Origin of the sequence: Segniliparus rugosus ATCC BAA-974 (assembly GCF_000185725.2) — a bacterium.
In the GTDB taxonomy this organism is placed as follows: domain Bacteria; phylum Actinomycetota; class Actinomycetes; order Mycobacteriales; family Mycobacteriaceae; genus Segniliparus; species Segniliparus rugosus.
Window position 1 is genome coordinate 121380 of sequence record NZ_KI391953.1, and the last position, 26651, is coordinate 148030.

Consider the following 26651-nt stretch of genomic DNA (forward strand, 5'->3'; position numbering starts at 1 on the left):
GGGGAGGTGGCGGGGCGCGCAGACGATCTGGCTCAGTCGGGGTTGGTGGTGTAGTGCTGTCCGGTGGGTGTGAAGTGCCCGGTGAGCGCGGGCGCACAGGACCGAGGGCGAGGCGCGGTTGATCGAGACGCTAAGCCTGGGGTGGTGTCGGCAACGGCGCAGCTCAGTCGGGGTTGGTGGTGTAGTGCTGGCCGGTGGGTGATGTCCATGCGATGGCGCCGTCTGGGTTTTGTGTGTCTCGCCATTTGCCGTGGGTTTTTGCTCGGTGGTGGTGTTTGCAGAGTCGTTTTATGTTTTGGGGGACGGTTTGTCCGCCCGCGCTGGGGTTGTGGTGGTCGAAGGGGTTCGTATGGTCGAGTTCGGTTCTCGCTCGGCGATAACACCCTGGGAATCGACAGTGCCGGTCGCGGGCGTTGACGTGGGTTTCGACGGCCGTGGTCGGTTTGTACTGTTCGGGGGTGGTGGTGAAGCGGATGTTCTTCGACGCTTTGGCCATCGCTCTGGCTAAGTCGGGGTCGATGGGGGCTCCGGCGAGCCAAGCGGGCAGATCGGAGAGGTTGGCGAGGACGGCGAGGTCCACGACGAGTTCGACGGGTTTGGCCTGGGGCACAGTTCTCTGCGCGGCCTGACAAGTGTCGCGTCCGCATTCGCAGCGGAGGCGGTCTTCCCCGTTCCCGACGAGGGCGGCGAGGGCGTCGCTCCTTCGGGTCCACATGGCTCTGGGGTCTCCAGGGCAGACGGTCCTTGCGACGGCGTCGAGCCGGTCTTTCACCGCGGCGGCTTCCATGAGGGGCATGGCGCCCCAGATTTTCGCCATCCCGTCGCCAATGGGTTGGAAGAACAAGCCTCGCTCGGCGTGCGCGCGCTCGCGCCGCTCGCGAGTCCATTCGGAGTCCCAGCGGATGTATTGGGCTTCGATCAACCCCTGGATCTTGGACTGCGAGCACAAACGCCAACGCGGAGCGCGCTCCGCCAACCACGCGTCGAGCTTCTCCCGCCACCCCGCAGGGGCGGACTCCAACGATTTGCCCACCAAACGGGCGACCTTCGCGGTGACCTCGCCCCTCGCGAGCTTGGCCCCGAACTCCGGGTAATGCTCGGTCATGTTCTCCGCGAACGACAACATGCCCTTCGCCTCGCGAGAAGAGACCCCGAGCGCCGGGGCGAGTTCGAGGATCGCCGCCTCACGAGCCGAAAAGGTGAAGATCCCCTTCCCCAAGACCTTCTCCTCCTCGGCCTTCCGTCGGGCGATCCTCTCCGCCGCGTCCGCCACCAGCTCGGCCTTGCGAGCCAGCAGCACCGCGTCCAGGCGCTCCACTTCCCGCAGCGCCGCATGCACGTCCTTCATATCCGCGCACGCGTCCGGCCGGAGGCTGGAAAACAACTCCTCCGCAGCGACTCCCACAGTCCCGCTCATACATTCGACTATATCAGAAAGTGTTACGCATCACAAGAGAAAACCAGATGCTTCTTCACTGACGTGATCGAACATGCTCACGTAGAGGTCGGCCCAACCCGCGCACGCATGTTCGCTGAACTTTGTGGCAGCCGGGGGAGGAAGGCGTGGCAGTCGGGGGAGGAAGGCCCTCACACCGTTGCGGCGGCGACCATCTCCGACACCGACGTGAACTTGTCCCGAACGCGGCTCGCCCTATGCCCTCGGGCAAGCTCGGCCGCGTTGATGTTGCGCCAGCCCTGCCGGTCGACGGCGTCCGGCCGACGCTGACGCACCAGCTTTTCGAGCTGGTCGGCTCCCGCTTCGGGCTCCGGCAGCAACCCTCGGTTGTAGTCGTCGACCAGGGTGAACACGGTCTCGCGAGAACAGCTTTTATTGGTGCCGATGAATCCGCTGGGGCCACGCTTGATCCAGCCGACGACATAGGTGCCGGGCTGCGCGGCTCCGGTGGCGGGGTCGACGACCCGCCCGTCCTTGTTGGGCACGATGGAGGCTGCTTCGTCGAACGGCAAATCTTGGACCGGAAGGGCCCGGTACCCGATCGAAGTGAGCAGGAGGCCCGCCGGGATCAGCGTCGGCTCCGAGGAGCCCTCGGCGGCGAACTCGACCCCTTCGACCCGGTCCGCTCCGACCGCACGCACCGGCGTGAGCTGATAGCAGAGCCGGACGTGGCGGCCAGAGCCCGAAGGACGGGTCGGAAGGGCCGCCAGCAGCTCCAGCTTTTCCCTGCGGACAGTGCTCTCCTTGGCCGTCGAATCGCCGATCGCCGCGAGGGCGCTGAGCACCAGCTCCCGAGCGGTCGGATCGAGCACGACCTCGACCGCGCTGGTCAGACCGATCAGCTCGGGCATGGTGAACGCCGAGAATTCCGGGCCTCGACGTCCGACGACGACCACTTCCCGGACCTGGCTGGCCCGCAGCGCGGTCAACGCGGTCTGCGAGATATCGGTCCCGGCGAGCGACTCGGGGTCGAGCGTCAGGACGCGGGCCACGTCGAGCGCCACGTTGCCGTTGCCGACGATCACCGCCCGCTCGTGGTCCAACCGCACCGGCAGCTCGGCCTGGTCGGGGAGCGCGTTGACCCAGGTCACGAATTCCGTCGCCGTGAAACTGCCCGGCAGCTCCGCGCCGGGGACGGCGAGCCTGCGGTCAGACGAGGCCCCGACGGCGTAGATCACCGCGTGGTGGTGGCGCAGAAGCTCCGCGTGCGTCACGTCGCGGCCCACCTGCACGTTGAGGTAGAAGGCGAAGCCGTTCTGCTCCGAGATCGTGTCGAACAGCTTGGCCACATGCTTGGTCCGCTGATGGTCCGGGGCGACTCCGGCGCGCACCAGCCCGTACGGTGTCGGGAGCCGGTCGAACACGTTCACTTCGACGTCCGCCTGGGTGAGCAGCTCGTCCGCCGCGTACATGCCCGCCGGGCCGGATCCCACCACCGCGACGCGCAACGGGGCGCGCCTGGCTTTGATGTGCGGCGCTTCGGGGATCGGGGCCAGCATCGGGCTGTACCACTTCTTGCGCCCGCCCTTCGGGAAGTACGAGGCGTTGAGCTCGAGGAACGGCAGCTGCTTCGGGGCGAGCTTGGTGTCGGGGACGATGGCCTCGACCGGACAAGCGTCGACGCACGCACCGCAGTCGACGCAGGCCGCCGGATCGATGTGCAGCATTTCGGCGGTGAGGAAGTCCGGCTCGTCGGGCGTGGGGTGGATGCAGTTCACCGGGCAGGCGAAAACGCAAGACCCGTCGCTACAGCAGGACTGGGTGACAACGTGCGGCATTGGGCTGTGAGTCCGAACGTTCCGTCAGCCGACGAGAGCCGGTTGGCGCTCCTGCGGCGCGCTCTGCTGCTCGAAGTGGCGGCGTTGCGGCTCGCTGCGGAAACGCGACGGGCGCCCGTCGATGGAGAGGAGCCGCCAGAGCAGTTTCGCCACCGGGTTCATGATGCCCATCTCGTGCGCCAGGGCGCGGGAGTCGGCCAACAGGCGGCGACGGAAGTCGCGCGCTTCCTCGTTCTGCCAGAAGATTTCTTTCTTGACCGACTTCGGGATGTCGAACTTCTTCCAGAACGAACGCGGCGGCACCACGATCAGCTCCTCGACGAACCGCATGATCAGCGGGTACGCGAGCGACAGCGCGAACCGGGACAGCCTGCCGACTCGCGGCGTGCGCAGCTTGAGGAACTCGTGCGCGAACGAGATGTGGCGGGCCTCCTCGGCGACGTGGATCGCCATGACGCTCTCCATGATCGGGTGGATCGACTTCCCCTCGCGCAGGATGGACTTCTGGACGAAGTCGATCGGCTCCTCGCCCGCGAGCACCGCGGTGAAGAACGCCGACGGGAAGAACTGCGCCAGAAGCTCGGCCCCGAAGCCCGTGGTGAACTGCCGGAGCTTGCTCATGCCGCTGACCTCGGCCCCGATCCGGTTGACCATCTCCTGGAACATCTGGTTGTGGTTGCACTCTTCCGCGATCTCGTGCACGCAGTATCGGTATTCCGGCGAGCCGTTGGGCAGCCCGACCGAGTACAGGACCATGCCCCGGATGAGGGCTACCTCGAACTGGAGCCCGACCTTCGCGACATTGGCCTGGCGCCACATGCCGACTTCGATCTGCTTCTCCTCGGGGAGGGACTGGTACCAGTCCGTCTTCGCGATGGGGTCGGTCTGCGGGAGGAGCCAACGCCGATCGTTGGGGACCACCTCGAACTCGGGGGCGTCCCAATCGATGTCCGTGAACGGGTTGAAGCTGCGCCGGACCGATCCCTCGGAGAGGGTCGCCAGCCTTTCGCAGTAGGCCTTGTCAGCGATAGGGTCCAGCTCTGCAAGCCAGGTGTTGCGCTTGATCACTGTGCCTCCTCATCTCGAAATTCGTTTTGTCGGTCAGGTCACTCATAACTCAGTTACCTATATCACTCAGCGTAGTCCTGGTGCGGGCTCCTTTCAACGAATCCGACCCCTTTCGTGGGGCATAGATCACAGTGGCCGAGTATGTGACGAACCGCACAATTAAGGTGATTTCGAGGATACTCGCAGACCGCCTGGCGCGCCAGGGCCGCCTTACTCCGCGTGGGGCAGGTGCTCGGCGGGCTCGATCCCGAACCGTCCTGCCTGGTAGTCCTCGAAGGCCTGGACGACCTCCTGCTTCGTGTTCATCACGAACGGCCCGTACGCGAAGACGGGTTCGCGCAGCGGCTGCCCGCCGAGCAGCAGCACTTCGAGCGAAGGCTCAGCCGAGGACTGCGACGGGCTCGCGGCGAGGGTGAGCGCGTCTCCCTTGCCGAACACGACGAGCTGGCCCTTTCGGATCGGCCGGGCCTCGCTGCCGACAGTCCCGGATCCGGCCAAGACGTACACGAGCGCGTTGAAGTCCTCGCGCCACGGCAGTGCGAGACGAGCGCCGGGGCTGACTGTGGCGTGGGCCATGGTGATGGGGGTGTAGGTCGAGCCCGGCCCGGCGTGGCCCGCGACCTCGCCCGCGATGACCCGGATCAGGGCTCCGCCGTCGGCGGTGGTGGCCAGCGCCGCTTGCTTGCCCCGGATGTCCTGGTAGCGGGGCAGGACGAGTTTCTTCGAGCGGGGCAGGTTCACCCAGAGCTGGAGGCCGTGGAACAGCCCGCCGGAAGCCACGAGCGCCTCCGGCGGGCGTTCGATGTGCAGCACGCCGCCGCCGGCGGTCATCCACTGGGTGTCGCCGTCGTGGATCGTCCCGCTGCCGCCGTTCGAGTCGCGGTGCTCGAAGGTCCCGTCGATCATGTAGGTGACGGTCTCGAAGCCTCGGTGCGGATGCCACGCGGTGCCCTTCGGCTCGCCGGGCGCGTATTCGACCTCGCCCATCTGGTCCATGTGGATGAACGGGTCGAGCTCGGCCATGGGCACTCCGGCGAACGCCCGGCGCACCGGGAAGCCTTCGCCTTCGTAGCCGCTGGGTGCGGTCGTGACCGACCGCACCGGGCGTTCTGCGGCCATAGCGAGGTCGGGGGTGTCAATGCGGGGCAGGGTGAAGACGTCGGCGGTGATGGCGGCCATGTCATTCCTTCCTTTCGGTGGAGCTGTTCCGCTAACATAGTTTCTATGTCAACTACTTTCGGGAACAGCCCAGAGGACGGCGTTATTCCCGCCATGTGGCTGGACCGCCGCGAGGTCGCAGCATGGCGCGGGTACCTCGACATGAACGCCGAGCTCATGGCGCGCCTCGGGCGGGAGCTGCAGCGCCAGAGCGGGCTGTCCCAGGCCGATTACGGGGTGCTCGTGGAGCTCTCTGAGGCGACCGGGCGCAGGCTCCGGTTCGGCGAGCTCGCTGCGCGGCTCGGCTGGGAGAAGAGCCGCGTCTCTCGCCAGGTCGCGCGCATGCACGGCAGGGGTCTCGTGGAACGGGAGGACTGCCCCACCGACGGCAGGGGAGCCTTCGTCCTGCTCTCCCCGGCGGGGCTCGACGCGATCGAGCGCGCGGCTCCGCATCACGTCGGGGAGGTGCGGCGATGGTTCGTGGACGCGCTCACGCCTCGGCAGCTCGAAGCCATGGCCGAGATCGCGGGCGCGGTCGTTCGGCGGTTACGTGAACACGAGGTAGACTGAGCGAAGCACAGCCCCTCGTCAGTTTGGAGACCTCCTGTGACCGTTGCTCCAGATCCGGACCCCATCGAGAACCCCCCTGGCGAGGAATGCGGAGTATTCGGCGTTTGGGCTCCGGGGGAAGACGTCGCCAAACTCTCCTACTACGGTCTGCACGCCCTGCAGCACCGAGGCCAAGAGGCGGCGGGGATCGCGGTCACCGACGGCAGCCGCATCCTCGTGGTCAAGGATTTGGGACTGGTCAGCAAAGTTTTCGACGAGTCCTCGCTCTCCACGCTGACCGGGCACATCGCCATCGGGCACTGCCGCTACTCGACCACAGGGGCTCCGGTGTGGGAGAACGCCCAGCCGGTCTTCCGCACGATGGCCTCGGGCGGCTGCCTCGCGCTCGGCCACAACGGCAACCTGGTCAACACCCTTGAGCTCCTGGAGCGCAACGCGGCGAGCGCGAGCCTTTTGCCAGTGGACCCGAAGAAGTACAACCGGGACACCATCGGCACGGACTCGGACCTCGTCTGCGGCCTGCTCGCCCAGATGGCGGACGATCCCCAGCTCGAATTCGAGGAGCTGGGCGGGCGCACCGCGCTGGAGCGGGCGGCGTTGAAGCTGCTCCCGATGCTGCGCGGCGCGTTCTGCCTGACCTTCCTCGACGAGCACACCCTCTACGCGGCCCGCGACCCGTGGGGCGTGCGCCCGTTGTGCCTCGGACGTTTGGAGCGCGGCTGGGTGGTCGCGAGCGAGACCAGCGCTTTGGACATCGTCGGGGCCTCGTTCGTCCGCGACATCGAGCCGGGCGAGCTGCTGGCCATCGACATGGACGGGGTGCGCTCCACCCGGTTCGCGAACCCGCAGCCGAAGGGCTGCATCTTCGAGTACGTCTACCTCGCCCGTCCGGACTCGGTCATCGCCGGGCGCTCCGTGCACGCGGCGCGGGTCGAGATCGGCCGCCGCCTCGCCGAGGAGCATCCGGTGGACGCGGACCTGGTGATCCCGGTCCCCGAGTCCGGCACGCCCGCCGCAATCGGCTACGCCCAGGGCTCCGGCATCCCGTACGGCCAGGGCCTCACCAAGAACGCCTATGTGGGCCGGACCTTCATCCAGCCCTCGCAGACCATCCGCCAGCTCGGCATCCGGCTCAAGCTCAACCCGATGCGCGAGGTCATCCGGGGCAAGCGCCTCGTGGTGGTGGACGACTCCATCGTCCGGGGCAACACGCAGCGGGCCTTGGTGCGGATGCTGCGCGAGGCGGGCGCGGTCGAGGTGCATGTGCGGATCGCCTCGCCGCCGGTGCGCTGGCCATGCTTCTACGGCATCGATTTCGCGAGCCCGACGGAGCTGATCGCGAACGGGGCCGACGGGCCAGAAGGGATAGTCGAAGGGGTGCGCCGCTCGATCCGCGCGGACTCGCTCGGGCACATCTCGCTCGAAGGGCTCATCGCCGCCACGGAGCAGCCGTCCACCCGGCTGTGCGCGGCGTGCTTCAACGGGGTGTACCCGATCGCGCTGCCGGAGGAGTCCGCGCTGGGCAAGTCGGTGCTGGAAGGCCGAGCGGGCTGACCCTGGTGCGCGTGGTCACATCGCGCTAGTATCTGCCTGTGTTTGTGAGGCGGGCGCTTTTGGCGCTTTTCGGCGCGTTGGCTTCAGCGGCGGCGACTGTGTGCAGCGCCCAAGCTGAACCGCTCGACCCGGCGCGAGCGGTCATGACGATTAGATTCGAGCCCAGCCCGTACGACGCTCTTGAGTCCCATGCGGCCGGCTATGCGTTCGTGATGCGCAAAGGTTCCGTTCGATACGTCCGTTACGCCTACGGCGGAGGTGTCGTAGGCGATCAGACCAAGCCGTTGGACGAGTCCAGTTGGCGAGATTTGCTGCGCGCGGCGGGACAAGACACCTCCGATGCGCACCCAGTCTGCCCCGACTTCGGCTTCTTCGACATAAAGGTCGAGCAGGACGGAACCGTCGCCGCCAAGCACAGGTCGATGTGTCCGGGCACCTGGAGCGCGGTCGCGGACTCCCTACGGGGACAGTTTTCATGATTAGGAGGAATCCATGAAATTATTCGCCCAACTGGCATGTGTCGTGGCGTCGTTGGGGCTCGGCTCGCAGCAGGCCCAAGCCGAACCGCTCGACCCGGACCGCACGGTGATCGAGGTGCCGCAGCGTCCATATGAAATTCACGGCTCAGGACGGTGACGCCGATTCCGTCCTCACCGTGTACCCCGACCATGCCGAGGCCGACCGACGGGTCGAGGGGGAGCCGGTCCACGAGGAGCGGCCGCTGCCGCCGGGGCTGTGGTCGACAGTGCTCGACCGGGTGCAGAAGATCGATCAGCACGGGGGTCGGCTGGCGCAGCCCGCGGACGCGAGCCGCTTCTTGGTCACCGTCAAGCAGGACGGCGCGGTGGTGAAGGACTACGACTCCCGGACCAGCGTCGATATGGATCGGTTCATCAAAACGGAGATCAGCGATCCGATCTGGGCGCTTTTCGCCAGGTAATTGGGAGTAAGCTACGCCACATGCGCACGTTTCTGATCGCCGCCGTCGCGGCCGCTGGATTGGCCTCGGCCCTGCCCGCCGCCGTCTCGTCCGCCGAGCCTGACGGGATCACCTCGGCAGACGTCACCCGAGGCGTTCCCGCCGCCCACCGGGGCGCGCGGGACTGGGCCACCTACACCGTCACGGTGCGCCCGAACTCGGCGGAATTGGTGGTCAGAAACGGGGCGGGCGACGACGTCTCGCACTCCATGGTCCCGTTGCGCGACGACGGCGGGCTGCCGGTCCTCGAAGCGCTCAGCAAGGCGGGCGGCTCGTGCCGGGGCGGCGACCACCTCGTGGTGTGGCAGGGCGGAACGGTGGTTGCCGACCGTTCTACCTGCTCAGGGGCGTTGAAGGCGGCGCTCGCGCCGGTGGACGAGGCGTTCGGCCTGCCAGGCTTGTTCGACCAGATGGCGGGACAGCCCGAGTGGCCAGCGGATCCGAACGGATACCCGCTCCAGCCAGGCCGTCAGCCGTACATCTGAGGTCGGCCGTGTTGACGACGATGTAAGGTGTACCACATGCGTAGAGCGGGTTTGATGATCGCGGCAATGCTCGGCATGTCGGCGGCTTCGGCCGTCCCTGCTGCGGCGACCGGGGGGACACGTCGATCGTGTACACCTACCTCGGGAATCACTTCCCGCCCACCGACCACTTCCCTTGGAACGCCACGCCCAACTATCACAACGAGTACATCATGATCGCCAGGCCCGGCTCGGTGGAGCTCAAGCAGGGCGATTACGGCACGGTCGACGGCTCGGAGGAGCCGAGCGTCCACATCACCAAGCCGATCTCGGGCGCGACGTGGTCCGCGCTGCTCGCCGCCGCGAACCGTCTGCCGGAGCCCTCCACGTCCCATCCGTATCTCGCCCGAGGCGACTTCCCGGTCGAGGCGGAGCTGTACCAGGGCGAGACCTCGGTGCGGCGGGGTTTCTACTCCGACGCCGCGACGGTGCAGATCCACGATATCTTCCTCAAAGTCTTCCCCGGCTTGCCTGGCCTTTCGCCACGCTGAGGCTTGCGGTTGCGCTGGCGCGATCTATGCCTCAGGATGGACTCACTTGAGCCTCAAAAGCTCACTTGAGCCACAATTGAGAGAGGATCGGATGCGAGCGCGCGCACGTTTGGGCGTCCTCGGGTTCCGCCGAATTTTTTCGCCCGGACGCAGGAGGATGGACACGGGCCGTTCCAGCGGCCCCCGGCGAGCGATTTCGACGGGCTCCCTCTCGGTGGCGTTCGCGTTGCTGGCCTCCGCCTGCGGCGTGGGCGCGGTGGGCCACGGCTACCGCCACATCCCCAAGGACTCCGCGCTGATCATCGGCACCACCGACCATGTGCCGACCTTGGATCCCGCAGGGGCGTACGAGAACGGCTCGTGGACGCTCTACGCCCAGATCTACCCGTTCTTGCTCAACTTCCCGTACCGCAAGAACAAGCTGGCCCCGGACGCGGCGCAGCATTGCGAGTTCGCCGAGCCGACCCGGTACCGGTGCGTGCTGCGGCCCCGCCTCACCTTCGCCAACGGCCATCCGCTGACCTCGACGAGCGTGAAGTTCTCCTTCGACCGGATGCGCAGGATCGACGACCCGAACGGGCCGCAGTCGCTCTTGGAGAACTTGGTCTCGGTGCAGACTCCGGACCCGCGCACGGTGGATTTCATCCTCAAGCTCGCGAACGACCAGACCTTCCCCCAAGTGCTCGCCGCGAACGTCGGGCCGATCCTCGACGAGCGGGTCTTCCCCGTAGACCGGATCTTGGGAGACGAAGCCGTGGTCGCGGGGCAGCCGTTCGGGGGTCCGTACGCCATCGCGAAATACCGGAAGAACGACGTGGCGCTGCTCCAGGCCAGACCGGACTACCAAGGCATCTACCAGCGCCCCGCCACGGCGAACATCGTGTTCAAGTACTACGCCAACGCGGGGAACTTGAAGCTCGACGTGCTCAAACATCAGGTGGACGTCGCGTTCCGCGCGCTCTCGATCAGCGACTACGCCCAGCTGGACAAGAACCCCGCCGTGAAAGTCTGGCGCGGGATCGGCGGCGAGATGCGCTACATCGCGTTCAACAAGGGCTCGCAGCCGGGGCGGAACGACGAACAGAAGCTGGCCGTGCGCAAAGCGGTGGCGGCGAGCGTCGACCGGGCCGCCCTCGCCAGGGACGTGTACCAAGGCATGTTCGACCCCGCTTGGTCCGTGGTGCCCGCCGGGTTCGACGGCTCCGTCCCCGCGTTCCGCGAGGCGTACGGGGACCGGCCGGACAAGGCCAAAGCGGCCGGGTTCTTGAAAGCCGCCGGGGTGGCGACCCCGGTCACCCTGCGCCTGCAATACACCGCCGAGCACTACGGCCCCTCCTCGTCGGAGGAATACGCACTGGTCAAGAGCCAATTGGAAGCGACCGGCCTGTTCCGGGTGGAGCTACAGTCCACGGAATGGGGCGTGTACCAGCACGAGTACGCCGCAGGCAGCTACCCGCTCTTCCAGCTCGGCTGGTATCCGGACTTCCCGGACCCGGACAACTATTTGACCCCGTTCTTCGTGCAGAAGAACTTCATCAGCAACGGCTTTTTCGACCCGGTGGTCGGCGGCCTGCTGGACTCCGAGCGCACCGACCCCGACCCCGCCCGCCGGGGCGCGACCATCGCCCAGGCGCAACGGCGGATCGCGCAGGACGTGATCTCGGTCGTCCCGCTGCTGGTCGGACGGCAGATCATGGTGACCGGCACGTATGTCGCGGGGGTGCCGGAGGCGATTGACGGGACGTACAAGCTCCTCGTCGGCTCGCTGCGGATCTCGGGAAAGAGGCCAGCATGAGCCGCTGGGGGCATCTGCTCCGCTACCTCGGCTTCCGGATCCTGCTCGTCATCCCGACGGTGTGGTTCCTGGTGACGCTGGTCTTCTTCCTCATCCGGCTCTCCGGAGACCCGATCACCGCGTCGCTCGGCGGACGGGCCACCCCGGAGGAGATAGCCCGCCGCAAAATCGAGGCGGGCTACGACAAGCCGATCTACCAGCAATACTGGGACTTCCTGCGGAAACTCGCCACCGGCGACTTCGGGACCACGTCCACCGGCCACCAGCCGGTGGGGGAGGTGCTGCTGCAGTACGCGCCCGCCACCTTCGAGCTCGCGTTCTGGGCCATGCTGATCGCCGTCGCGGTCGGGGTGCCAGCGGGGCGGTTCGCGGCGGCGCGGCGGGACCGCCTCCCGGACATCGTGTTCCGGCTCGGCGCGATCCTCGTCTACGCGGCCCCGGTGTTCTTCGTCGCGATCCTGCTCAAACTCGTGTTCTCGGTGTGGCTGGGCTGGCTGCCCAACGGCGGACGCTCGTCCACGCTCGTGGAGCTCGAACTCGCCGACTACCACCCGCGCACTGGCGTCATGATCGTGGACGTGCTGCTCGCCGGGGACGGATCAGCCATCGTGGACGTGCTCAAGCACGCCGTGCTGCCCGCGCTCGCGCTCGGGCTCATGACGGCTGGCATCGTCTTTCGGTTGGTGCGCGCCAACCTCATCCAGACCAGCCAGGCCGGGTACGTGGAGGCTGCCAAGGCGAGGGGCCTCCCCAAGCGGCGGGTGCTCGGTCGCCACGCCTTCCGCAACGCCCTGATCCCGGTGATCACGGTGATGGGCATGCAGACCGCCGCCATGCTCGGCGGGGCCGTGCTCACCGAGAACGCCTTCGACTGGAAGGGCTTGGGCTACGCGCTCGCCGACTACCTGGTCAAACGGGATTTCGAAGCGGTACAGGGCATCGTCGTGTTCTCCGTGATCGTCATCGCCCTGTTCAGCGTCCTCATCGACGCGGCGACCGCCGCCATCGACCCGAGGGTGAGGTTCTGATGCGCAAGAAGGTGTTCCCCGCCGTGCACGGCGTGCAGCGCGCCGTGCTGCTCTGCGGCCTGGGGCTTTTAGCGTTCCTCCTGGTCGTCGCGGTCTTCGCCCCGTGGATCGCCCCCTACAAATTCGACCAGACCAAAAACAAGTACGGGGTGGACTTCGCAAGGCAAGCGCCCCCGACCGCGGCGCACGTCTTCGGCACCTCGGTCCGAGGGGAGGACGTCTACTCGCGAGTGGTCTACGGGACGCAGACGGCGTTCGAGGTCATCGTGGTCTCGCTCGTGATCGCCGGGGTGATCGGCGTGGTCCTTGGCCTGGTCGCCGGGTATTTCGGCGGATGGCTCGACCGGACGCTGACCCTGCTCATGGACTCGCTCTACGCGTTCCCCTCCCTCTTGCTCGCGATCCTCGTGTCCGTCGGGCTCTCCAGCGGCGATTTCAGCGAGTGGATGCAGGGCCTCTCCCGGTGGCTACAAGGCAACAACCTCCCCGACTTCACCGGGATCACGGCAGGGGCGTTGGCAGTCTCCGCCGTGTTCATCCCCCAGTACTACCGGGTGATCCGGGCCAGCGCGCTCGTCGTGAAAAACGAGCCGTACGTGGACGCGGCCCGCGTCTCGGGCGCGTCCACCTGGCGGATCCTCTTCCGCCACGTCCTGCCGAACATCGCCCAGAACCTGCCGGTGATCGCAGCGCTCAACAGCTCCGAGGCCATTCTGACCCTCGCGGGCCTGGGCTTCCTCGGTTTCGGAGTGGAGCCGAGCCAGGCGGCGGAATGGGGCTACGACGTGAACAAAGGCATTCCCGACATCACCGGCGGAGTGTGGTGGACCAGCGTCTTCCCCGGCGTCGCCATCGTCCTCGCAGTCCTCGCCACCGCCTTCGTCGGCGAAAGCCTGTCGGAGGCGGGGAACCCGCTTTTGCGGTCGCGGCCGAGGCTCCGGCAGAAAGACTTGGCCAAGCGTGAGGAGCCCGCAGAGGCTGGGGTCTTCTCCGCAGGCGAAGGGGCACAGGCATGACCGGACCGGAGGACTTCGCCGACGAGAGCTTCGCCCTTCCCGAAGGCTGGGGCGAGACGGGGCCGTCGGCGTTCGACGACGCTCCGCACGCGCTCTCCGTCGAAGGGCTGCGGGTGCTTTTCGCCACCGACTCCGGCCCGGTGGAAGCCCTCAAAGGCGTCTCCTACGAGGTCGCCCCCGGCGAAATCCTCGCCGTGGTCGGCGAATCCGGTTCGGGGAAATCCGTGAGCGTCCGCGCGGTCCTCGGGATGCTGCCGGGGAACTCGCACCGCGAAGGCGTGATCCGCGTGGACGGCGAGGACATCACCGGCTGGGACGAGAAACGGATGCGCGCGTTGCGCGGAGCGCAGGTCGCCATGGTGTTCCAGGAGCCGGGCGCGGCACTGGACCCGCTCTTCACCGTTGGCGACCAAATCGTGGAAACCCTTCAGGCGCACCAGAAGACCGCCAAACAGCGCATGTCCAAACAGCGTATGTCCAAAAAAATGGCGAAGGCCAAGGCCGTCGAACTCCTGGACCTCGTGCGGCTGCCCGAGCCCGAGCGCCTGGTCAAGCGGTACCCGCACGAGCTCTCCGGCGGGCAGAAACAGCGCGTCGCGATTGCCATGGCGATCAGCTGCGACCCGAAGGTGATCCTCGCGGACGAGCCGACCACCGCGCTCGACGTCACGGTGCAGGCGGAGATCCTGCAACTGCTCGTGGACCTGCGCGACCGGATCGGCACGGCCATCGTCTTCATCACGCACAACCTCGGCGTGGTCGCGAACTTCGCCGACCGAGTCGTGGTCATGCGCTCGGGCGAAGTCGTCGAGTCCGGCTCCGTGCGCGACGTCTTCACCGACCCGCAAAGCGAATACACCCGGACCTTGCTGGCCGCCACGCCTCGCCTCGACACCACCGGGGCTTCCGGCGCGCCGTCGCACGAGACGGAAGCCGAAGCGTTGGGCGAGGCAGACCCGTTCGAGTCACAATCATGGCCTGAGCCTGAGCCTGAGCCTGAGCCTGAGCCTGAGCCTGAGCCTGAGCCTGAGCCTGAGCCTGAGCCTGAGCCTGAGCCTGAGCCTGAGCCTGAGCCTGAGCCTGAGCCTGAGCCTGAGCCTGAGCCTGAGCCTGAGCCTGAGCCTGAGCCTGAGCCTGAGCCTGAGCCTGAGCCCGAACCGAAGCAAGCGCCAGCGACGGAGGCGGATGCGGCAATTGCGGAGGCCGCGGTCGCCGGGATCCTCGCCGCCGCGAAGGACGGAAAGATCCCGTGGCCCTCGGCGCTCGCGAAGATCAAGTCGCTCAGAACGGGCGCGCGCGCCGCCGCGCACAGCGCGGACGATCCGTCGGAACCGCAAGACGAGGAGTCATAGGGTGCAGGAAACGACTCCCGACGCGCCCGCCGAGAACAGTCCGGTCGCAGTCATCGAAAATCTCGAAGTCGCCTACCACGGCCGCGCAGGAGCGCGCGCCGTGGACGGGGTGAGCCTCACGATCCTTCCCGGCGAGACCGTCGGCCTGGTCGGCGAATCCGGCTCGGGGAAATCCACCATCGCCCGATGCGTCGCCGGTCTGCAGAAACCGAGCGGCGGGCGGATCGAGTTCCTCGGTCGCGAGCTCGGCAAAGGATCGGCCCGAGGGCGCCGCGAGTCAAGGGCGAGCCTCGGCTATGTCTTCCAAGACCCCGCCACCTGCCTGAACCCCAGGATGACTATCGGCGAATGCGTCGCCGAACCCCTCGTGGTGCACCAAAAGCTGAAAAAAGCCGAACTGGCGGCGAAAGTCCGAGCCTTGCTCGACAGCGTGGCCCTGCCCGAAGGAACCGAGAAGCGCTACCCGCACGAACTCTCCGGCGGGCAGCGCCAGCGGGTGGGCCTCGCCAGGGCGCTGGCGCTGGCGCCCAAGCTGGTCATCGCCGACGAGCCGACCAGCGCGCTCGACGTCTCCGTGCAGGCCAAAGTGCTCGAACTGTTCGCCGACCTGCGGGCCGAGCACGGCTTCGCGTCGCTCTTCATCACCCACGACCTCGCCGTCGTTGACCAGCTCTGCGACCGGATCGTCGTGCTCAGAGCGGGGAAAGTCGTCGAATCCGGCACTCGGGACCAAGTGCTGCGCGACCCGCAAGAGGAATACACGCAAAAACTCATCGCGGCGGTGCCCGACCCCCGGCCCGATTGGTTGCGCAGCGCAGTCTGACCTCACTGCGCACGCCGCGCCGCCCGCATGGGAGGATCAAGAGGTGACGTTCCCTTCTGATGGCTCTGCCTCCGACTCCTCTGGACCGGCCTCCTACGCCTCCGCGGGCGTGGACATCGAAGCGGGCGAGCGCGCCGTCTCGCTCTTCGCCCCCTTCGCAGGCAAAGCGACCCGCCCGGAAGTCCTCGGCGGTCTCGGCGGATTCGCCGGACTCTTCGCCCTCAAAGACGGCTACCGCGAGCCGGTGCTCGCCGCCTCCACCGACGGCGTCGGCACCAAAGTGGACATCGCCGCCAAAATGGACAAGCGCGACACCGTGGGCCTCGACCTCGTTGCGATGGTGGTGGACGACCTCGTCGTCTGCGGAGCCGAGCCGCTCTTCCTGCTCGACTACATCGCCTGCGGGAAACTCGTGCCCGAACACATCGCCGAACTCGTCGCAGGCGTCGCCAAGGGCTGCGAGCGCGCCGGATGCGCCCTGCTCGGCGGCGAGACCGCCGAGCATCCCGGCCTTATGGACCCGCGCGCCTTCGACCTCGCCGCCACAGCGGTCGGCGTCGTCGAGGCCGACTCCGTGCTCGGTCCCGAACGGGTGCGCCCCGGCGACGTGGTCGTCGCCATGCGCTCCTCCGGCCTGCACTCCAACGGCTACTCCCTCGTCCGGCACGTGCTCTTCGACCAGGCCAACCTCGACCTGCACGCCCACGTGGCCGAATTCGGCCGCACCCTCGGCGAAGAACTCCTCGAACCCACCCGCATCTACGTCAAAGACTGCCTTGCCCTGGTCGCCGAGACCACCGTCCGGACCTTCTGCCACGTCACCGGCGGCGGCGTGGCCAAGAACCTCGAACGAGTCGTGCCCGACGGGCTCACCGCCGTGCTCGACCGGGGCTCTTGGACCCCCGGCCCGTCTTCGACCTCGTCCGCCGGACCGGTCGGATCGAACTCCCCGAGCTGGAGAAGACGTTCAACCTCGGCATCGGCATGCTCGCGATCATCGCCCCCGAGGACCTCGACCGCGCCCTCGCCGTGCTCACCGCCCGCCACATCGACTGCTGGCTCGTCGGCGACATCCGCGCCGCAGGAGAAGACAACGGGAAAGTCCAGCTCACTGGTTCGCACCCAGGATTCTAGGAGTTTGCCCGCACCGGAACGGCCATGCTAGTCTTAGTGGCCTTTCCCGGCCAGATAGCTCAGTTGGTAGAGCACACGCCTGAAAAGCGTGGGGTCGCCGGTTCGAACCCGGCTCTGGCCACCATAGCTCCGCGCGGAGCCGGACCAGCCTTGACGGGCATGGCCGAGAAGGCGCGACACATGTCTGGGGCCGCTGCGCAGCATGCTCGCTGGATTTCCTCGTCGTCACGCGTGGGGCGGACTCTGCCGCGTTGGAGCGCTTGCGCATGGAGCACGCAGACGTACATCACGACTCGGCGCTCCTCTGGCGCTTTGTTTCTGGCGCGGCTTCGGGCGGACCGAATTCCGGCGAGGTTAGCCGACGACGCGGACCATGTACGGGGCCATGCCGTTGACGCGCACCGGCGAGACGGTGACGCAGGGGGTGGTGGCCTCCAGCATCTGCCCGTTGCCGAGGAACATGGCGACGCTCTCGCTGCCGTCGGGCCCGTAGAAGATCAAATCGCCGGGCACGGCCTGGGAGGGGTAGATTTTGCGGCCGTATTTGTACTGGTCGCCGGAGGAGCGGGGCAGTTTGACCCCGGCTGCGGCGAAGGAGTACACCATCAGGCCGGAGGCGTCGAAGCCGACGACGCCGGTGCCGTTGGGGTTGCCGGTGGGGCCTTGGGCGTTGCCGCCGCCGTACACGTAGGGCACGCCGCGTTGGGCCAGGCCCCGAGACATCGCGGCCCCTGCGGTCATTTGCTGGTTGCCCGAGGACGGGGCGACCGGCTCGGCGGTCGCGAGGCTGGGGGCGGAGCCGAACAGGGCCAGGGCGACCACGGCCAAGGCGGGAACACGTCGTTTCATGCGATCCTCTTTTCTCCAGCCCCGGTTCGGCGTGGCGAACCGGTTCGCGCGTACTCACAGCAGTCACTTTGGTAAACACCAGTCACTGCATTCAGTTGTACAACTGGAGGCTGCGGCTGGCCAGCCAGATGGAGAGATGCGGCCAAGGTTTGCTTGTATCGTGACGCGGCGGCGACTTCGGCGGCCGGACCGCGGTTTACTCGGGGCGCGGCAAGTCGGGCAGCGCGGCCATGATGTCGTGCCGGTGGCGCCAGACCGCGTGGGTGTCGACGGTGACGGTGGGCTCGATGGCGACGCTGACCAGGTCGGGGGCGGTGAGCAGTTCGCCGGTGGTGAGCACGAATTCCTCCGCCCGCTCCAGCGCGTGTTCGGGCGGCAGGCCTTGCACCCGGCTGACCCGGTGCGCGGGCTGCGCGGCGGGGGGGAAGAGCCGGAGCAGGGCGTCGGTGAACGGGGATTCGCCTGGCGGGGCCCACACCACGATCGGGTAGCGGCTCAGCTCGGCGGGCGTGACGCTGTCTTGTCGGGCGAGGGGATGGGCGGCGGCGACCACGGCCCTTAGCGGGTGTCGGGCGACGATGCGATGCGAGAGCTGCGGGGGCAGGACGGGTTCGACGGTGCGCCGCAGGAACCCCACGTCCAAGATGCCGTCCGCGATGTCGACGAGGAGTTCGTCGGGGAACCGGACCACGGCGTGCAGCGAGAACTCCGGGTGGGCGGCGAGCAGGGGCTGGACGATTTGGGCGACTTCGCCGCAGAGCACGGCGGGGGTGCGGGCGACGGTGATCACCTCCGGCGCGTCCGCCCGCGCTCGGCGCACGGCGGCGCGCAGCGATTTGCGGATCGGCAGTATGTCCTGCAGGAAACGCTCGCCGCTCGGGGTCAAGGAGATGGGGGATTTGCTCCGGTCCACGAGCACCGCGCCGAGGTCGCGCTCCAATTGCCGCACAGAGGCGCTGAGCGCCTGCTGGGAGAGCCCGAGGCGCTGCGCCGCGCGGGTGAAATGGCGCTCTTGCGCCAAAACGATGAAATGCTCGACGCGGCGGAAGTCGGCGGGCGGTTTCCCGCTCATCGCGGGCCTGTGGACAAATCGGGCATGGAGAGATCGTAGCGGGCTAGATTGGCGCATGTCAGCCCGACTTCCTTGCGGTTCCGATTGGCCACGCTGTTCCAGAAACGGCTCGGGAACCGGTCATGCGCCGCAGTCCGGCGCATAATCCTGCCAGAGGACGGCGGGAAGCGCGTCCTCCGGAGTTCTTGCTTCAGCTATAGTTGTCTATGCAATTACCCGCGCCTCAAAGGAGCTATGGATGAGCATTGTCCCTGAGCAGTTCGTCGATTTGCTGGAGCGCCCGCTCTACGGCAGCTTGGCCACGGTGAGCCCGTCGGGCAAGGTCCAGTCGAGCATCATGTGGTACGCCTGGGATGGTGACCGGCTCAAGTTCACGCACACCGTCAAACGGCAGAAGTACCGCAACGTGACGGCGAATCCGTCGGCGGCGTTCTCGATCTACGACCCGGAGAACCCGTACCGTTATGTGGAGCTGCGCGGCGTGGTCGACGAGATCGCGCCGGATCCGGCCGGGGCGTTTTTCACGGAGCTGCACACGCGTTACGCCGCCACGTTCCCGCTGCCGGTCGCGGACTTCCCGGACCGGGTGGTCTTGTACCTGAGGCCGGAGTCGGCGCACACGCAAGGCTGAGGCCTTGCCTGCGCGCCAGGGCCGCGACATACTGAATTTATGGCGTTCGGCATACGCTCCTGGCTGGAGCGAGGCTCGTTCTTCGACTTCGGCGGGCTTCGGATCTTCTACCGGCGCGAGGGTTCGGGAGCGCCGTTGCTCCTCGTGCACGGCTACCCGTTCAACTCGTACGACTGGCACAAGATCTGGGACGATCTCGTCTCGCGCCACGACGTGGTCGCCCCGGACATGCTCGGCATGGGTTTCTCCGACAAGCCGGTGCGCCACGGATACAGCGTCTTCGACCACGCCGACATGCACGAAGCGCTCGTGCGCGAGCTGGGCCTCGTCGAATTCGACGTCCTGGCGCACGACCTTGGGGTGACGGTCGTCCAGGAGATGCTGGCCCGGCGGATGGAAAACCCGGCGCTGCCGAAGATCCGGTCGGTGGTCTTCCTCAACGGCGGGCTCTTCTACGAGGTGTACCGGCCTCGGCTGGCGCAGAAGCTGCTTTGTTCTCCCGCTGGGCGCGTCCTGGGGCCGATCACGCCGGACGGGGCGGTGCGCGGGGCGCTGAAAGAGATGTTCGGGCCGGACACCCAGCCGACCCGTGCGGAAGTGGACGAGCTTGTCGAGGTGCTCAAGCACAACCAGGGCAAGCGGGTGAACCATCTCGTCGGACGGTTCGTGCTCGACCGAAGGCGCCATCGGGATCGCTTCGCGCGGCCGCTGGAGCGGGCAGTCGTCCCGATGCGCTTGATCAACGGGAACCTCGACCCGAACTCGGGCGCGCACCTCGCTCAGCGCTACCGAGAGCTGGTGCCGGACCCGGATGTCGTGGATTTGCCCGCCATCGGGCACTGGCCGCAGCTGGAGGCCCCGCGCGAGACGGTCCAGCCTGCGTTGGAGTTCTTCGCCCGGATCCGAGGATAACGATTGCGCAGCGATGCGCCGGCCTCGCTCGACTCGTTGCGCCTTCTCGTTTCAGAATGATGTGGGTCACATATATTCCGGTCGAAGGAGAGGTCGCATGATCGAGCCAATCGCCCCTAGCCCATCCGACGAGGCGCCGTGGACTGTCCGGCTTGCCTATTGGTATATAGGCAAGCGCACGTCCGGAGCCGCTTTGGCCCGAGGCTACCGGGAGCCGCATCTGTCGAGCGCGGCGGAGCATTCCTTCCTGTACCCGCCGATGGCGGAGGACAGCCTGGCGGCTTTCGCGGACTAGGCGAGGGAGGAAGAGCGCCAAGGCCAAGAGGACGAAGCCGAGCCGCCTTCCTCGTGGGATTTGTCCAAGAAGTCGCCGGCGGCCCCGTCCGGGCGGCTTTGCGCTCAGTCGAACGAGCGGAAGGAAAAAGGGGACGGCGACCACCACGGGCGGTCGCCGTCCCCTTTTCGAGGTCCGTCGCTACAGGGAGTATGTGACTCCGGTCAGTTGCTCGGAGAGAGTCCACAGCCGCTCCTGGACGCTGACGTCATGGGCGATCTTGGACGAGCGCGCGAGCACGGGGTGGCCCCGCCACGCCAGTCCGGGCGGTCCGGGAGGGCCGTAGTATTCGGCGCCCTTCGCGGTCGGGTCCACGGCGGCGCGCAGCTGGCTGAGCGCGCCGACCTTGGCGGTGTTCAGGAACAGCGCCGAGCCGCGCTCGTAGAGCTGCTTGCCGAGGCCGCCGAACTGGCGGCCGAGGTCGGTGCCCGCCACGCCGGGGTGCGCGGCTGTGGAGATGAGGCCTTTGCCCGCGTCCTTGAGCCTGCGGTCCAGCGCGTAGGCGAAGAGCAGGTTCGCGAGCTTGGACTGGCCGTACGCGCTTTGCGGCAGGTAAGACCGCTCCCACTGCGGGTCGTCGAACTTGATGCCGCCCTTGGGCGGGTTGTTGCTGTGCGCGATGCTCGACACCGTCACCACGCGGGCCCCGTCCACCGGGAGGAGTTTGTCGAGCAGCAGGCCGGTGAGCGCGAAATGCCCGAGGTGGTTCACGCCGAATTGCAGCTCGAAGCCGTCTTGGGTGGTCTTGCGCTTGGGGGGCATCATCACGCCGGCGTTGTTGATCAGAAGGTCGATCTTCGGCAGCGAGGCCTTGAGCTCTTCGGCGGCCTTGCGGACCGAGGCGAGGGAGGTCAGGTCGAGCGCCTGGACGACGATGTCGGCCTTCGGGGCGAGCGCTTTGATCTTGGCGGCGGCGGCCTCGCCCTTCGCGACGTCGCGCACGGCGAGGACGACCTTCGCTCCGTGCTGGGCGAAGGCCCGCGCGTTCTCAAAGCCCAGCCCGGTGTTCGACCCGGTGATGACCGCGACTCGGCCCGATTGGTCGGGGACGTTCGCCTCGGTCCACTTCTGACGGCTCATGCTGTGTGGTGCTCCTCTCAAACCTGTCAGTATGGTGACACCATACCTGGGGCGATTTTCCGTTGACGCGCAGTAGTCGGGAATGCCGACGGCCCCACGCTTGTTCTTGCTCGTGATTACCCTTTGGGGTAAAATCGGAGCAACCGTTCCGGTTGCTACAGCCCATTATTCGGAACCATGCGTTCCGGTTGCAAGAATTTGAAACGTGAGGTGTGTCACATGACACAGCAAGCGATTGAGCCGATCCGGCAGGCGAAGCGTCCGCTGCGCGCGGATGCTGTGCAGAACCGGGCGAGGCTCTTGGACGTCGCCTACGCGACCTTCGCCGAACTCGGCTTCGGCGCACCGGTGGACGAGATCGCGCGCCGCGCGGGGGTGGGCGCGGGCACCGTGTACCGGCACTTCCCGACGAAGGAGCAGCTTTTCCTCGCCGTCGTGGCGGTTCGCGTCGACCAAGTTCTCGGCCGCGCGGAGGAGCTGCTCAGGACGGCTCCCCCAGAGGAGGCGTTCTTCACGTTCTTCACCGAAACCGTCGACTGCGGGGCCACCGATCAGGGCTTCGCCGACGCGTTGGAGAGCTCCGGCATCGAACTGCCCGAGGTCGAGGAGCGGTTCCAAGAGGTCGTGCGCGTCCTCTTCGCCCAAGCGCAGCAGGCGGGGACGTTGCGCGAAGATCTCGTCCCCGAAGACGTGAAGTTCCTCATGAAGGGTTGCTTCGCCGCGCAGCGCTACCTCGTGGACCGCTCTCGTGGGTCTTTCCTCATGTCCGTGGTGCTCGACGGCATGCGTCCGAGGCGCTGACGGGGGCTTTTTATGTCAAGCGAGCGGCGGATCGTGACCGTCACGGTCAAGCCAGGCAGCCGCAGGGGGCCGTCGGTCGAAGCCGCCGAGGACGGCTCGCTGACCGTCTGCGTGCGCGAGCCCGCGGTCGAGGGCAGGGCGACGGCGGCTGCGGCGGTTGTCCTCGCGAAGCACCTCGGCGTGGCGAAAAGCAGGGTCGCGCTCGTCTCGGGCGCGACTTCGCGGGTGAAACGGTTCGCGGTTTTCGACTAAGCCACGACGTGGCCGACAGCCATCCCGATCAAGTATGTGGCTCCCACCGCCGCGGCTCCGAGCCCGAGCTGGCGCGCCGCGCCGAACGCCATGGGCCGCCCAGTGAGTCTCGCGGACGCCGCCCCGGCTCCGACGAATCCGACGAAACCACAGATCAGGCCGATAAGGAGGCTGTCGATTCCGAGGAGATACGGCAGCAAGGGGATGAGCGCGCCGAGCGCGAACATCACGAACGAGAGCCCCGCCGCGACCAGCGGCGAGGGCTGGTCGTCAGGGTCGAGCCCGAGCTCGTGGACCACGTGCGCGCGGAGCGTCTGCGCGCCGTCCTGGTGGATCTCCCTGCTGGCCCGCGCCGCGGTTTCCGGACGCATGCCGTAGCCGACGAGCATGTTTGCGAGCTCTCGTTCCTCCGCTTCAGGAAGCCGAGCGAGCGCTTCCTCCTCCACCCGCACTTGCGCCTGCAGCTGCTCGTTCTGCGCGGTGACCGAGGTGTATTCGCCGAGCGCCATCGAGAACGCGCCCGCGATCAGCCCTGCGGCCCCGGTGAGCGCGACGGTGTGCGGCGAGAGGCCAGAGCCGCCGACTCCTGCGATGAGCGCGGTGTTGGTGACCAGGCCGTCCATCGCCCCGAAGGCGGCGGCGCGCAGCCAGCCGCCCGACACGTCGGGATGGGCGTGGTCGTAGTCGTGCGGATGCCCGGAGCCCGGCGCCTCGTTCTCGGCCATAGGGCAAGCGTATCGACCGAGGCCGTCCCGCGCATCTAAGCTGTGCCTATCCGAAGAAATGCCGCGCGAACTGCGGAAAGGACGGGCTTGGCGTTGGCGCGAAAATACTCTTGCGCGCGACGCGGCCCAGTGCTAGCGTCGCTTTCGCACCTCGTTAGGCGAGGCTCCTGGACGAACACAGGCCGCTGATCCCACGACGTCGAGAGACGCCCAGGATCAGGACAGATCTCCCCGGCTTAAGGGGTGATCCCAAGCGGCTTCCCCGCCCCGCGCGGAGATACGTCGCCCAGTGCTGAAGCTCAACGTGCGAGGGCGCTGCGGGCGATTGTGAATGTCTCGTTTCAGACTTTGCGATGCTCAGCGGGATTTCCTCATCTGTGCGACAGTTTTTGTTCACCGACAGTTCGCGCCTCTGTCGGGGCTCGGCGGCATGAGAGTAAGAAAGCAGGTGGTAACTATGACCAGCACGATCGACATTCGTTCTCTCCATCGAGAGCAGCGCAGCGAGCCGCCTGCGGGCCTGTCGCCAACCCGGCTCACACCGCACCAGGCTATGGTGCAGGATCTTCTGTTCCTGGGCCGCGAGCTGGAGACGAACGACATCCCGTTCCTGCTCATCCGGGGCGCGGACGGTCGTCCCGCGCTCGTGGTCGACATCCGGCACCGGGCCAAGGTCTCGCACATGCTGATGGCAGCCTGCCTGGACACGCCGCTGCACGCCAAGGTCCTCGACAGCTCCAAGGCCGTCGGCGGCGCGGGATGGCGCTCGGTCTACCTCGGCGACAATCTGATCACCGCGGTCGCCGACCCCCGGCTGCTGCGGATCTACCGCAAGCGCCAGCCCGCCGCCTCCGCCAACGGGCGGCGGTCGGGACTGCGCTACGGAGCCTCCGCAGGCGTCGAGCTGCAGTTCTGGGTGTTCGACGGCGAGCAGGTGATCTGCCCGGTGGAGACCTCGCTGACTCGCAGGGCGCTGCCGCTGAGCGAGATCGTGCGCGATGTCGTCGAACTGCACGGGCGCAGCTGGCCGACCATTCAGGGGATGTTCGCGCCCCACGCCGCCGACATCACCTTCGACATCGACATGGTGTTCTCCTGGGTGGACGGCAACGACCCGGAGTTCCGCGCCCGACGGGCCGCGCAGATGGCCGGGCACGTGGTCGGCGAGGGCGACGACGCGGACGCGCGGATCCGGCAGATCGACGAGCTCAAGTACGCCCTGCGGTCTGTGTACACGTTCGCGCCGTGGGTGCGCCGGATTTTCATCGCGACGGACTCGCCGGTCCCCGCGTGGCTCCTCCCCCACCCGAAGATCACGATCGTCCGCGCGGAGGACCATTTCACCGACCTCGGGGCCTTGCCGATCTACAACAGCCACGCCGTGGAGAGCCAGCTGCACCACATCCCCGGCCTTGCCGAGCATTTCTTGTACTCCAACGACGACATGTTCTTCGGGAGGGCGCTCGCCCCGTCGATGTTCTTCTCGCCCGGTGGGGTCACGAAGTTCATCGAGGCGGGGACGCGGATCGGGCTCGGGGAAAACAATGCGGAGCGCAGCGGTTTCGAGAACGCCGCACGGGTGAACCGCCGGCTGCTGCAGGAGCGGTTCGGGCAGATCATCACCCGGCATTTGGAGCACACGGCGGCCCCGCTGCGCCGGAGCGTGCTCGCCGAGCTCGAGCGCGAGTTCCCCGAGGATTTCGCGCGCACCCAGGCCAGCCGGTTCCGCGCGGTGACCGACATCTCGGTCACGAACTCGCTGTACCACTACTACGCCCTGATGACCGGGCGGGCGGTGCAGCAGGAGTCGGCGAAGATGCTGTACGTGGACACCACGACCAAAGCGGGGCTGGCGAAGCTCCCCGGGCTGCTCAAAAAGCGCGGCCACGACTTCTTCTGCCTCAACGACGGCAGCTTTCCCGAGGTCGGCGAGGCGAAGCGGGCCCGTGTCATCGGCGATTTCCTGGAGCGCTACTTCCCGGTGCCAGCGCCGTGGGAGAAAGAGTCGGGCGAGGAGGCCGCGTAGCGTATCGGGCCGTTGGGACCGGGAAGACAGGACGCGCAGGGCGAGGCCGTCCACGGCCGATCCCGGAGTGTCCAGATGAGCGCTGTGCGGTGCCAGCGCCGTGGGAGAAAGAGTCGGGCGAGGAGGCCGCGTAGCGTATCGGGCCGTTGGGACCGGGAAGACAGGACGCGCAGGGCGAGGCCGTCCACGGCCGATCCCGGAGTGTCCAGATGAGCGCTGTGCGGTGCCAGCGCCGTGGGAGAAAGAGTCGGGCGAGGAGGCCGCGTAGCGTATCGGGCCGTTGGGACCGGGAAGGCAGGACGCGCAGGGCGAGGAGGCCGCGTAAGCCAGCGCCGCGAGGAGGTGAAAGGCGCGAGCCGGGCACGAGAGGAGCGGTGGCAGCGCGGCTACTCGGAGAAGCGGAGTTCGGTGATAGTCCCGCGCAGGCGGCTGGGGATCAGCGGCGACTGGTAGAACTTCTGCACGCCCCAACCCTGGATGCCGCGTCCGACGGTCACCGGCACTTGGCGGGCTGAAGCGACCCCCGGAATGGTCCTCGGGTACGTGCGGATCTCTTTGACGTGCATGGAGAACGGCATCGTGGGCATGACGAAGTCCCGCTTCAAGAGCTTGTTGGCCCGAAGCTGCGCTTTCGCCAGGAGCGTTCCGGTTTTGCTCGTGCCGAGCGTGGGAAGGCTGTCGAAGACGAACCGTCCGCCGGGGAAGCGCGCCGCGCAGTCGCGGATCAGTCCGAGCGCGAGCGGTTTGTCCAGGTAGTAGAGCAGGCCTTCGGCGGTGATGAGCACAGGAGCCCCGGTTTGGACGTGGTCGGCCCAGGAGAGGTCGAGCGCGGACGTGCCCGCGTGCACGACATGCTCTTCCTTCGGGAGCAACTGCTCGCGCAGCGCGACGATAGGCGGGAGGTCGACGCTGATCCACGGGGCGGGCGGGCGGCCCAGCCGCCAGTAGCTGGTCTGCAGCCCTTCGGCCAGCGCGATGATCGTCCCGTTCGGATGCTCGCGCAAGAAGCCTCGCGCGACTCGGTCGAAGGTGGCCGCGCGGATCGCGAAGAACTGGTTCGGCGGGCCGAAATGCCGACGGTACGGATACTCGATCCGGTCGAGCAGCCGCGCGGCGAGCGGATCGTTGATGATGGAATCCGCCCGAGCAGCCTCGCTCCCTCGGCTCCACAACGTGAGCAGGGCGGTTTCGGAGACGTCGGTGAGCGTCTTCCCGTCCAGTTTTTGCATAGAGTTCTCCAGCG

The 26651-nt window shown here is 67.3% G+C and carries 26 protein-coding genes, 1 tRNA gene, 2 pseudogenes and 1 riboswitch; of the genes and pseudogenes, 20 read left to right on the forward strand and 9 right to left on the reverse strand.

Going from position 1 to position 26651, the window contains the following annotated elements; genetic code table 11:
- Positions 1-163 precede the first annotated feature (163 nt).
- From HMPREF9336_RS00570 to HMPREF9336_RS00585, 4 genes are all read right to left on the reverse strand, one after another.
- Entirely contained in the window at positions 164-1417 is a 1254-nt protein-coding gene (locus HMPREF9336_RS00570) for an HNH endonuclease signature motif containing protein (protein ID WP_007472344.1), read from the reverse strand.
- Between the two features lie 170 nt (positions 1418-1587).
- Positions 1588-3234, reverse strand: a complete 1647-nt coding sequence (locus HMPREF9336_RS00575; protein WP_007472342.1) for an FAD-dependent oxidoreductase — start codon at positions 3232-3234, stop codon at positions 1588-1590.
- Between the two features lie 24 nt (positions 3235-3258).
- The gene (locus tag HMPREF9336_RS00580) at positions 3259-4302 is read right to left on the reverse strand and encodes an AurF N-oxygenase family protein (RefSeq protein ID WP_007472340.1); all 1044 of its coding nucleotides are present in this window, start codon (positions 4300-4302) and stop codon (positions 3259-3261) included.
- 210 nt (positions 4303-4512) lie between these two features.
- Positions 4513-5481: a pirin family protein gene (locus HMPREF9336_RS00585; protein ID WP_007472338.1), complete on the reverse strand. Its 969-nt coding sequence runs from the start codon at positions 5479-5481 to the stop codon at positions 4513-4515.
- 45 nt (positions 5482-5526) lie between these two features.
- Here HMPREF9336_RS00585 and HMPREF9336_RS00590 point away from each other — a divergent pair, with 45 nt between their 5' ends.
- From HMPREF9336_RS00590 to HMPREF9336_RS00650, 14 genes and pseudogenes are all read left to right on the forward strand, one after another.
- Positions 5527-6030 carry a MarR family winged helix-turn-helix transcriptional regulator gene (locus HMPREF9336_RS00590; protein ID WP_156920249.1) on the forward strand — a complete coding sequence of 168 codons (504 nt, stop codon included), beginning with the start codon at positions 5527-5529 and terminating at the stop codon, positions 6028-6030.
- A 36-nt stretch (positions 6031-6066) separates the two neighbouring features.
- Positions 6067-7584 carry an amidophosphoribosyltransferase gene (gene purF, locus HMPREF9336_RS00595; protein ID WP_007472335.1) on the forward strand — a complete coding sequence of 506 codons (1518 nt, stop codon included), beginning with the start codon at positions 6067-6069 and terminating at the stop codon, positions 7582-7584.
- Positions 7585-7622: 38 nt separating this feature from the next.
- Complete coding sequence (locus tag HMPREF9336_RS00600) at positions 7623-8063, forward strand: hypothetical protein (protein ID WP_156920250.1); 441 nt, start codon at positions 7623-7625, stop codon at positions 8061-8063.
- 13 nt (positions 8064-8076) lie between these two features.
- Positions 8077-8220, forward strand: a complete 144-nt coding sequence (locus HMPREF9336_RS18155) for a hypothetical protein (RefSeq protein ID WP_021029857.1) — start codon at positions 8077-8079, stop codon at positions 8218-8220.
- Positions 8195-8524: a hypothetical protein gene (locus HMPREF9336_RS00605; protein WP_007472332.1), complete on the forward strand. Its 330-nt coding sequence runs from the start codon at positions 8195-8197 to the stop codon at positions 8522-8524. The genes HMPREF9336_RS18155 and HMPREF9336_RS00605 overlap by 26 nt, the downstream gene beginning before the upstream one ends.
- A 20-nt stretch (positions 8525-8544) precedes the next feature.
- Entirely contained in the window at positions 8545-9048 is a 504-nt protein-coding gene (locus tag HMPREF9336_RS00610) for a hypothetical protein (RefSeq protein WP_007472331.1), read from the forward strand.
- Between the two features lie 128 nt (positions 9049-9176).
- Positions 9177-9578, forward strand: coding sequence for a hypothetical protein (locus tag HMPREF9336_RS00615; protein ID WP_021029858.1), 402 nt, complete (start codon positions 9177-9179; stop codon positions 9576-9578).
- A 157-nt stretch (positions 9579-9735) separates the two neighbouring features.
- Positions 9736-11373 carry an ABC transporter substrate-binding protein gene (locus HMPREF9336_RS00620; protein WP_021029859.1) on the forward strand — a complete coding sequence of 546 codons (1638 nt, stop codon included), beginning with the start codon at positions 9736-9738 and terminating at the stop codon, positions 11371-11373.
- Positions 11370-12401, forward strand: coding sequence for an ABC transporter permease (locus HMPREF9336_RS00625; protein ID WP_007472328.1), 1032 nt, complete (start codon positions 11370-11372; stop codon positions 12399-12401). The genes HMPREF9336_RS00620 and HMPREF9336_RS00625 overlap by 4 nt, the downstream gene beginning before the upstream one ends.
- Positions 12401-13417, forward strand: coding sequence for an ABC transporter permease (locus HMPREF9336_RS00630; RefSeq protein WP_007472327.1), 1017 nt, complete (start codon positions 12401-12403; stop codon positions 13415-13417). The genes HMPREF9336_RS00625 and HMPREF9336_RS00630 overlap by 1 nt, the downstream gene beginning before the upstream one ends.
- Positions 13414-14367: pseudogene (locus HMPREF9336_RS17300) on the forward strand (ABC transporter ATP-binding protein); the annotation flags it as partial. The gene HMPREF9336_RS00630 and the pseudogene HMPREF9336_RS17300, both read left to right, overlap by 4 nt.
- Before the next feature lie 403 nt (positions 14368-14770).
- Positions 14771-15592 carry an ABC transporter ATP-binding protein gene (locus HMPREF9336_RS00640; protein ID WP_021029861.1) on the forward strand — a complete coding sequence of 274 codons (822 nt, stop codon included), beginning with the start codon at positions 14771-14773 and terminating at the stop codon, positions 15590-15592.
- 43 nt (positions 15593-15635) lie between these two features.
- A pseudogene (purM, locus tag HMPREF9336_RS00645) lies at positions 15636-16726 on the forward strand (phosphoribosylformylglycinamidine cyclo-ligase).
- Positions 16727-16774: 48 nt separating this feature from the next.
- Positions 16775-16850 (forward strand) — tRNA-Phe (locus tag HMPREF9336_RS00650).
- A gap of 230 nt (positions 16851-17080) precedes the next feature.
- Here the strand turns inward: HMPREF9336_RS00650 and ripD are convergent.
- On the reverse strand, positions 17081-17575 hold the full coding sequence (gene ripD, locus HMPREF9336_RS00655) for an NlpC/P60 family peptidoglycan-binding protein RipD (RefSeq protein ID WP_007472324.1): 495 nt from the start codon (positions 17573-17575) through the stop codon (positions 17081-17083).
- Positions 17576-17771: 196 nt separating this feature from the next.
- On the reverse strand, positions 17772-18647 hold the full coding sequence (locus tag HMPREF9336_RS00660; protein ID WP_007472323.1) for a LysR family transcriptional regulator: 876 nt from the start codon (positions 18645-18647) through the stop codon (positions 17772-17774).
- 238 nt (positions 18648-18885) lie between these two features.
- Between HMPREF9336_RS00660 and HMPREF9336_RS00665 the strand changes: the two genes are divergently transcribed.
- From HMPREF9336_RS00665 to HMPREF9336_RS00675, 3 genes are all read left to right on the forward strand, one after another.
- Positions 18886-19278, forward strand: coding sequence for a PPOX class F420-dependent oxidoreductase (locus tag HMPREF9336_RS00665; protein WP_007472322.1), 393 nt, complete (start codon positions 18886-18888; stop codon positions 19276-19278).
- A gap of 39 nt (positions 19279-19317) precedes the next feature.
- Entirely contained in the window at positions 19318-20190 is an 873-nt protein-coding gene (locus HMPREF9336_RS00670) for an alpha/beta fold hydrolase (protein ID WP_007472321.1), read from the forward strand.
- Between the two features lie 97 nt (positions 20191-20287).
- Positions 20288-20485, forward strand: coding sequence for a hypothetical protein (locus HMPREF9336_RS00675; protein WP_007472320.1), 198 nt, complete (start codon positions 20288-20290; stop codon positions 20483-20485).
- A 180-nt stretch (positions 20486-20665) separates the two neighbouring features.
- On the opposite strand, the gene HMPREF9336_RS00680 is transcribed toward HMPREF9336_RS00675, so the two are convergent.
- Positions 20666-21604, reverse strand: coding sequence for an oxidoreductase (locus HMPREF9336_RS00680; RefSeq protein ID WP_007472319.1), 939 nt, complete (start codon positions 21602-21604; stop codon positions 20666-20668).
- 243 nt (positions 21605-21847) lie between these two features.
- Between HMPREF9336_RS00680 and HMPREF9336_RS00685 the strand changes: the two genes are divergently transcribed.
- Together HMPREF9336_RS00685 and HMPREF9336_RS00690 are read left to right on the forward strand one after the other, a co-directional pair.
- Positions 21848-22405, forward strand: a complete 558-nt coding sequence (locus HMPREF9336_RS00685; RefSeq protein ID WP_040584799.1) for a TetR/AcrR family transcriptional regulator — start codon at positions 21848-21850, stop codon at positions 22403-22405.
- 12 nt (positions 22406-22417) lie between these two features.
- Positions 22418-22657, forward strand: a complete 240-nt coding sequence (locus tag HMPREF9336_RS00690; RefSeq protein WP_007472316.1) for a DUF167 domain-containing protein — start codon at positions 22418-22420, stop codon at positions 22655-22657.
- Here the strand turns inward: HMPREF9336_RS00690 and HMPREF9336_RS00695 are convergent.
- Entirely contained in the window at positions 22654-23382 is a 729-nt protein-coding gene (locus HMPREF9336_RS00695) for a VIT1/CCC1 transporter family protein (protein ID WP_007472314.1), read from the reverse strand. The two genes, HMPREF9336_RS00690 and HMPREF9336_RS00695, sit on opposite strands and share 4 nt — an antisense overlap.
- 143 nt (positions 23383-23525) lie before the next feature.
- A riboswitch (M-box (ykoK) riboswitch) is annotated at positions 23526-23700 on the forward strand.
- Between the two features lie 235 nt (positions 23701-23935).
- On the opposite strand from HMPREF9336_RS00695, the gene HMPREF9336_RS00700 reads away from it, so the two are divergent.
- On the forward strand, positions 23936-25408 hold the full coding sequence (locus HMPREF9336_RS00700) for a stealth family protein (protein WP_007472312.1): 1473 nt from the start codon (positions 23936-23938) through the stop codon (positions 25406-25408).
- Between the two features lie 386 nt (positions 25409-25794).
- On the opposite strand, the gene HMPREF9336_RS00705 is transcribed toward HMPREF9336_RS00700, so the two are convergent.
- Positions 25795-26637, reverse strand: a complete 843-nt coding sequence (locus HMPREF9336_RS00705) for a class I SAM-dependent methyltransferase (RefSeq protein ID WP_007472310.1) — start codon at positions 26635-26637, stop codon at positions 25795-25797.
- Positions 26638-26651: the final 14 nt, after the last annotated feature.

Coding starts and splice junctions, on each gene's coding strand:
- HMPREF9336_RS00570 (WP_007472344.1), bottom strand. CDS start 1,417: ATGAGCGGGACTGTGGGAGTCGCTGCGGAGGAGTTGTTTTCCAGCCTC.
- HMPREF9336_RS00625 (WP_007472328.1), top strand. CDS start 11,370: ATGAGCCGCTGGGGGCATCTGCTCCGCTACCTCGGCTTCCGGATCCTG.
- HMPREF9336_RS00695 (WP_007472314.1), bottom strand. CDS start 23,382: ATGGCCGAGAACGAGGCGCCGGGCTCCGGGCATCCGCACGACTACGAC.
- HMPREF9336_RS00620 (WP_021029859.1), top strand. CDS start 9,736: ATGGACACGGGCCGTTCCAGCGGCCCCCGGCGAGCGATTTCGACGGGC.
- HMPREF9336_RS00630 (WP_007472327.1), top strand. CDS start 12,401: ATGCGCAAGAAGGTGTTCCCCGCCGTGCACGGCGTGCAGCGCGCCGTG.
- HMPREF9336_RS00705 (WP_007472310.1), bottom strand. CDS start 26,637: ATGCAAAAACTGGACGGGAAGACGCTCACCGACGTCTCCGAAACCGCC.
- HMPREF9336_RS00680 (WP_007472319.1), bottom strand. CDS start 21,604: ATGAGCCGTCAGAAGTGGACCGAGGCGAACGTCCCCGACCAATCGGGC.
- HMPREF9336_RS00605 (WP_007472332.1), top strand. CDS start 8,195: ATGAAATTCACGGCTCAGGACGGTGACGCCGATTCCGTCCTCACCGTG.
- HMPREF9336_RS00665 (WP_007472322.1), top strand. CDS start 18,886: ATGAGCATTGTCCCTGAGCAGTTCGTCGATTTGCTGGAGCGCCCGCTC.
- HMPREF9336_RS00700 (WP_007472312.1), top strand. CDS start 23,936: ATGGTGCAGGATCTTCTGTTCCTGGGCCGCGAGCTGGAGACGAACGAC.
- HMPREF9336_RS00575 (WP_007472342.1), bottom strand. CDS start 3,234: ATGCCGCACGTTGTCACCCAGTCCTGCTGTAGCGACGGGTCTTGCGTT.
- HMPREF9336_RS00675 (WP_007472320.1), top strand. CDS start 20,288: ATGATCGAGCCAATCGCCCCTAGCCCATCCGACGAGGCGCCGTGGACT.
- HMPREF9336_RS18155 (WP_021029857.1), top strand. CDS start 8,077: ATGAAATTATTCGCCCAACTGGCATGTGTCGTGGCGTCGTTGGGGCTC.
- HMPREF9336_RS00660 (WP_007472323.1), bottom strand. CDS start 18,647: ATGAGCGGGAAACCGCCCGCCGACTTCCGCCGCGTCGAGCATTTCATC.
- HMPREF9336_RS00585 (WP_007472338.1), bottom strand. CDS start 5,481: ATGGCCGCCATCACCGCCGACGTCTTCACCCTGCCCCGCATTGACACC.
- HMPREF9336_RS00610 (WP_007472331.1), top strand. CDS start 8,545: ATGCGCACGTTTCTGATCGCCGCCGTCGCGGCCGCTGGATTGGCCTCG.
- HMPREF9336_RS00590 (WP_156920249.1), top strand. CDS start 5,527: ATGTCAACTACTTTCGGGAACAGCCCAGAGGACGGCGTTATTCCCGCC.
- HMPREF9336_RS00690 (WP_007472316.1), top strand. CDS start 22,418: ATGTCAAGCGAGCGGCGGATCGTGACCGTCACGGTCAAGCCAGGCAGC.
- HMPREF9336_RS00670 (WP_007472321.1), top strand. CDS start 19,318: ATGGCGTTCGGCATACGCTCCTGGCTGGAGCGAGGCTCGTTCTTCGAC.
- ripD (WP_007472324.1), bottom strand. CDS start 17,575: ATGAAACGACGTGTTCCCGCCTTGGCCGTGGTCGCCCTGGCCCTGTTC.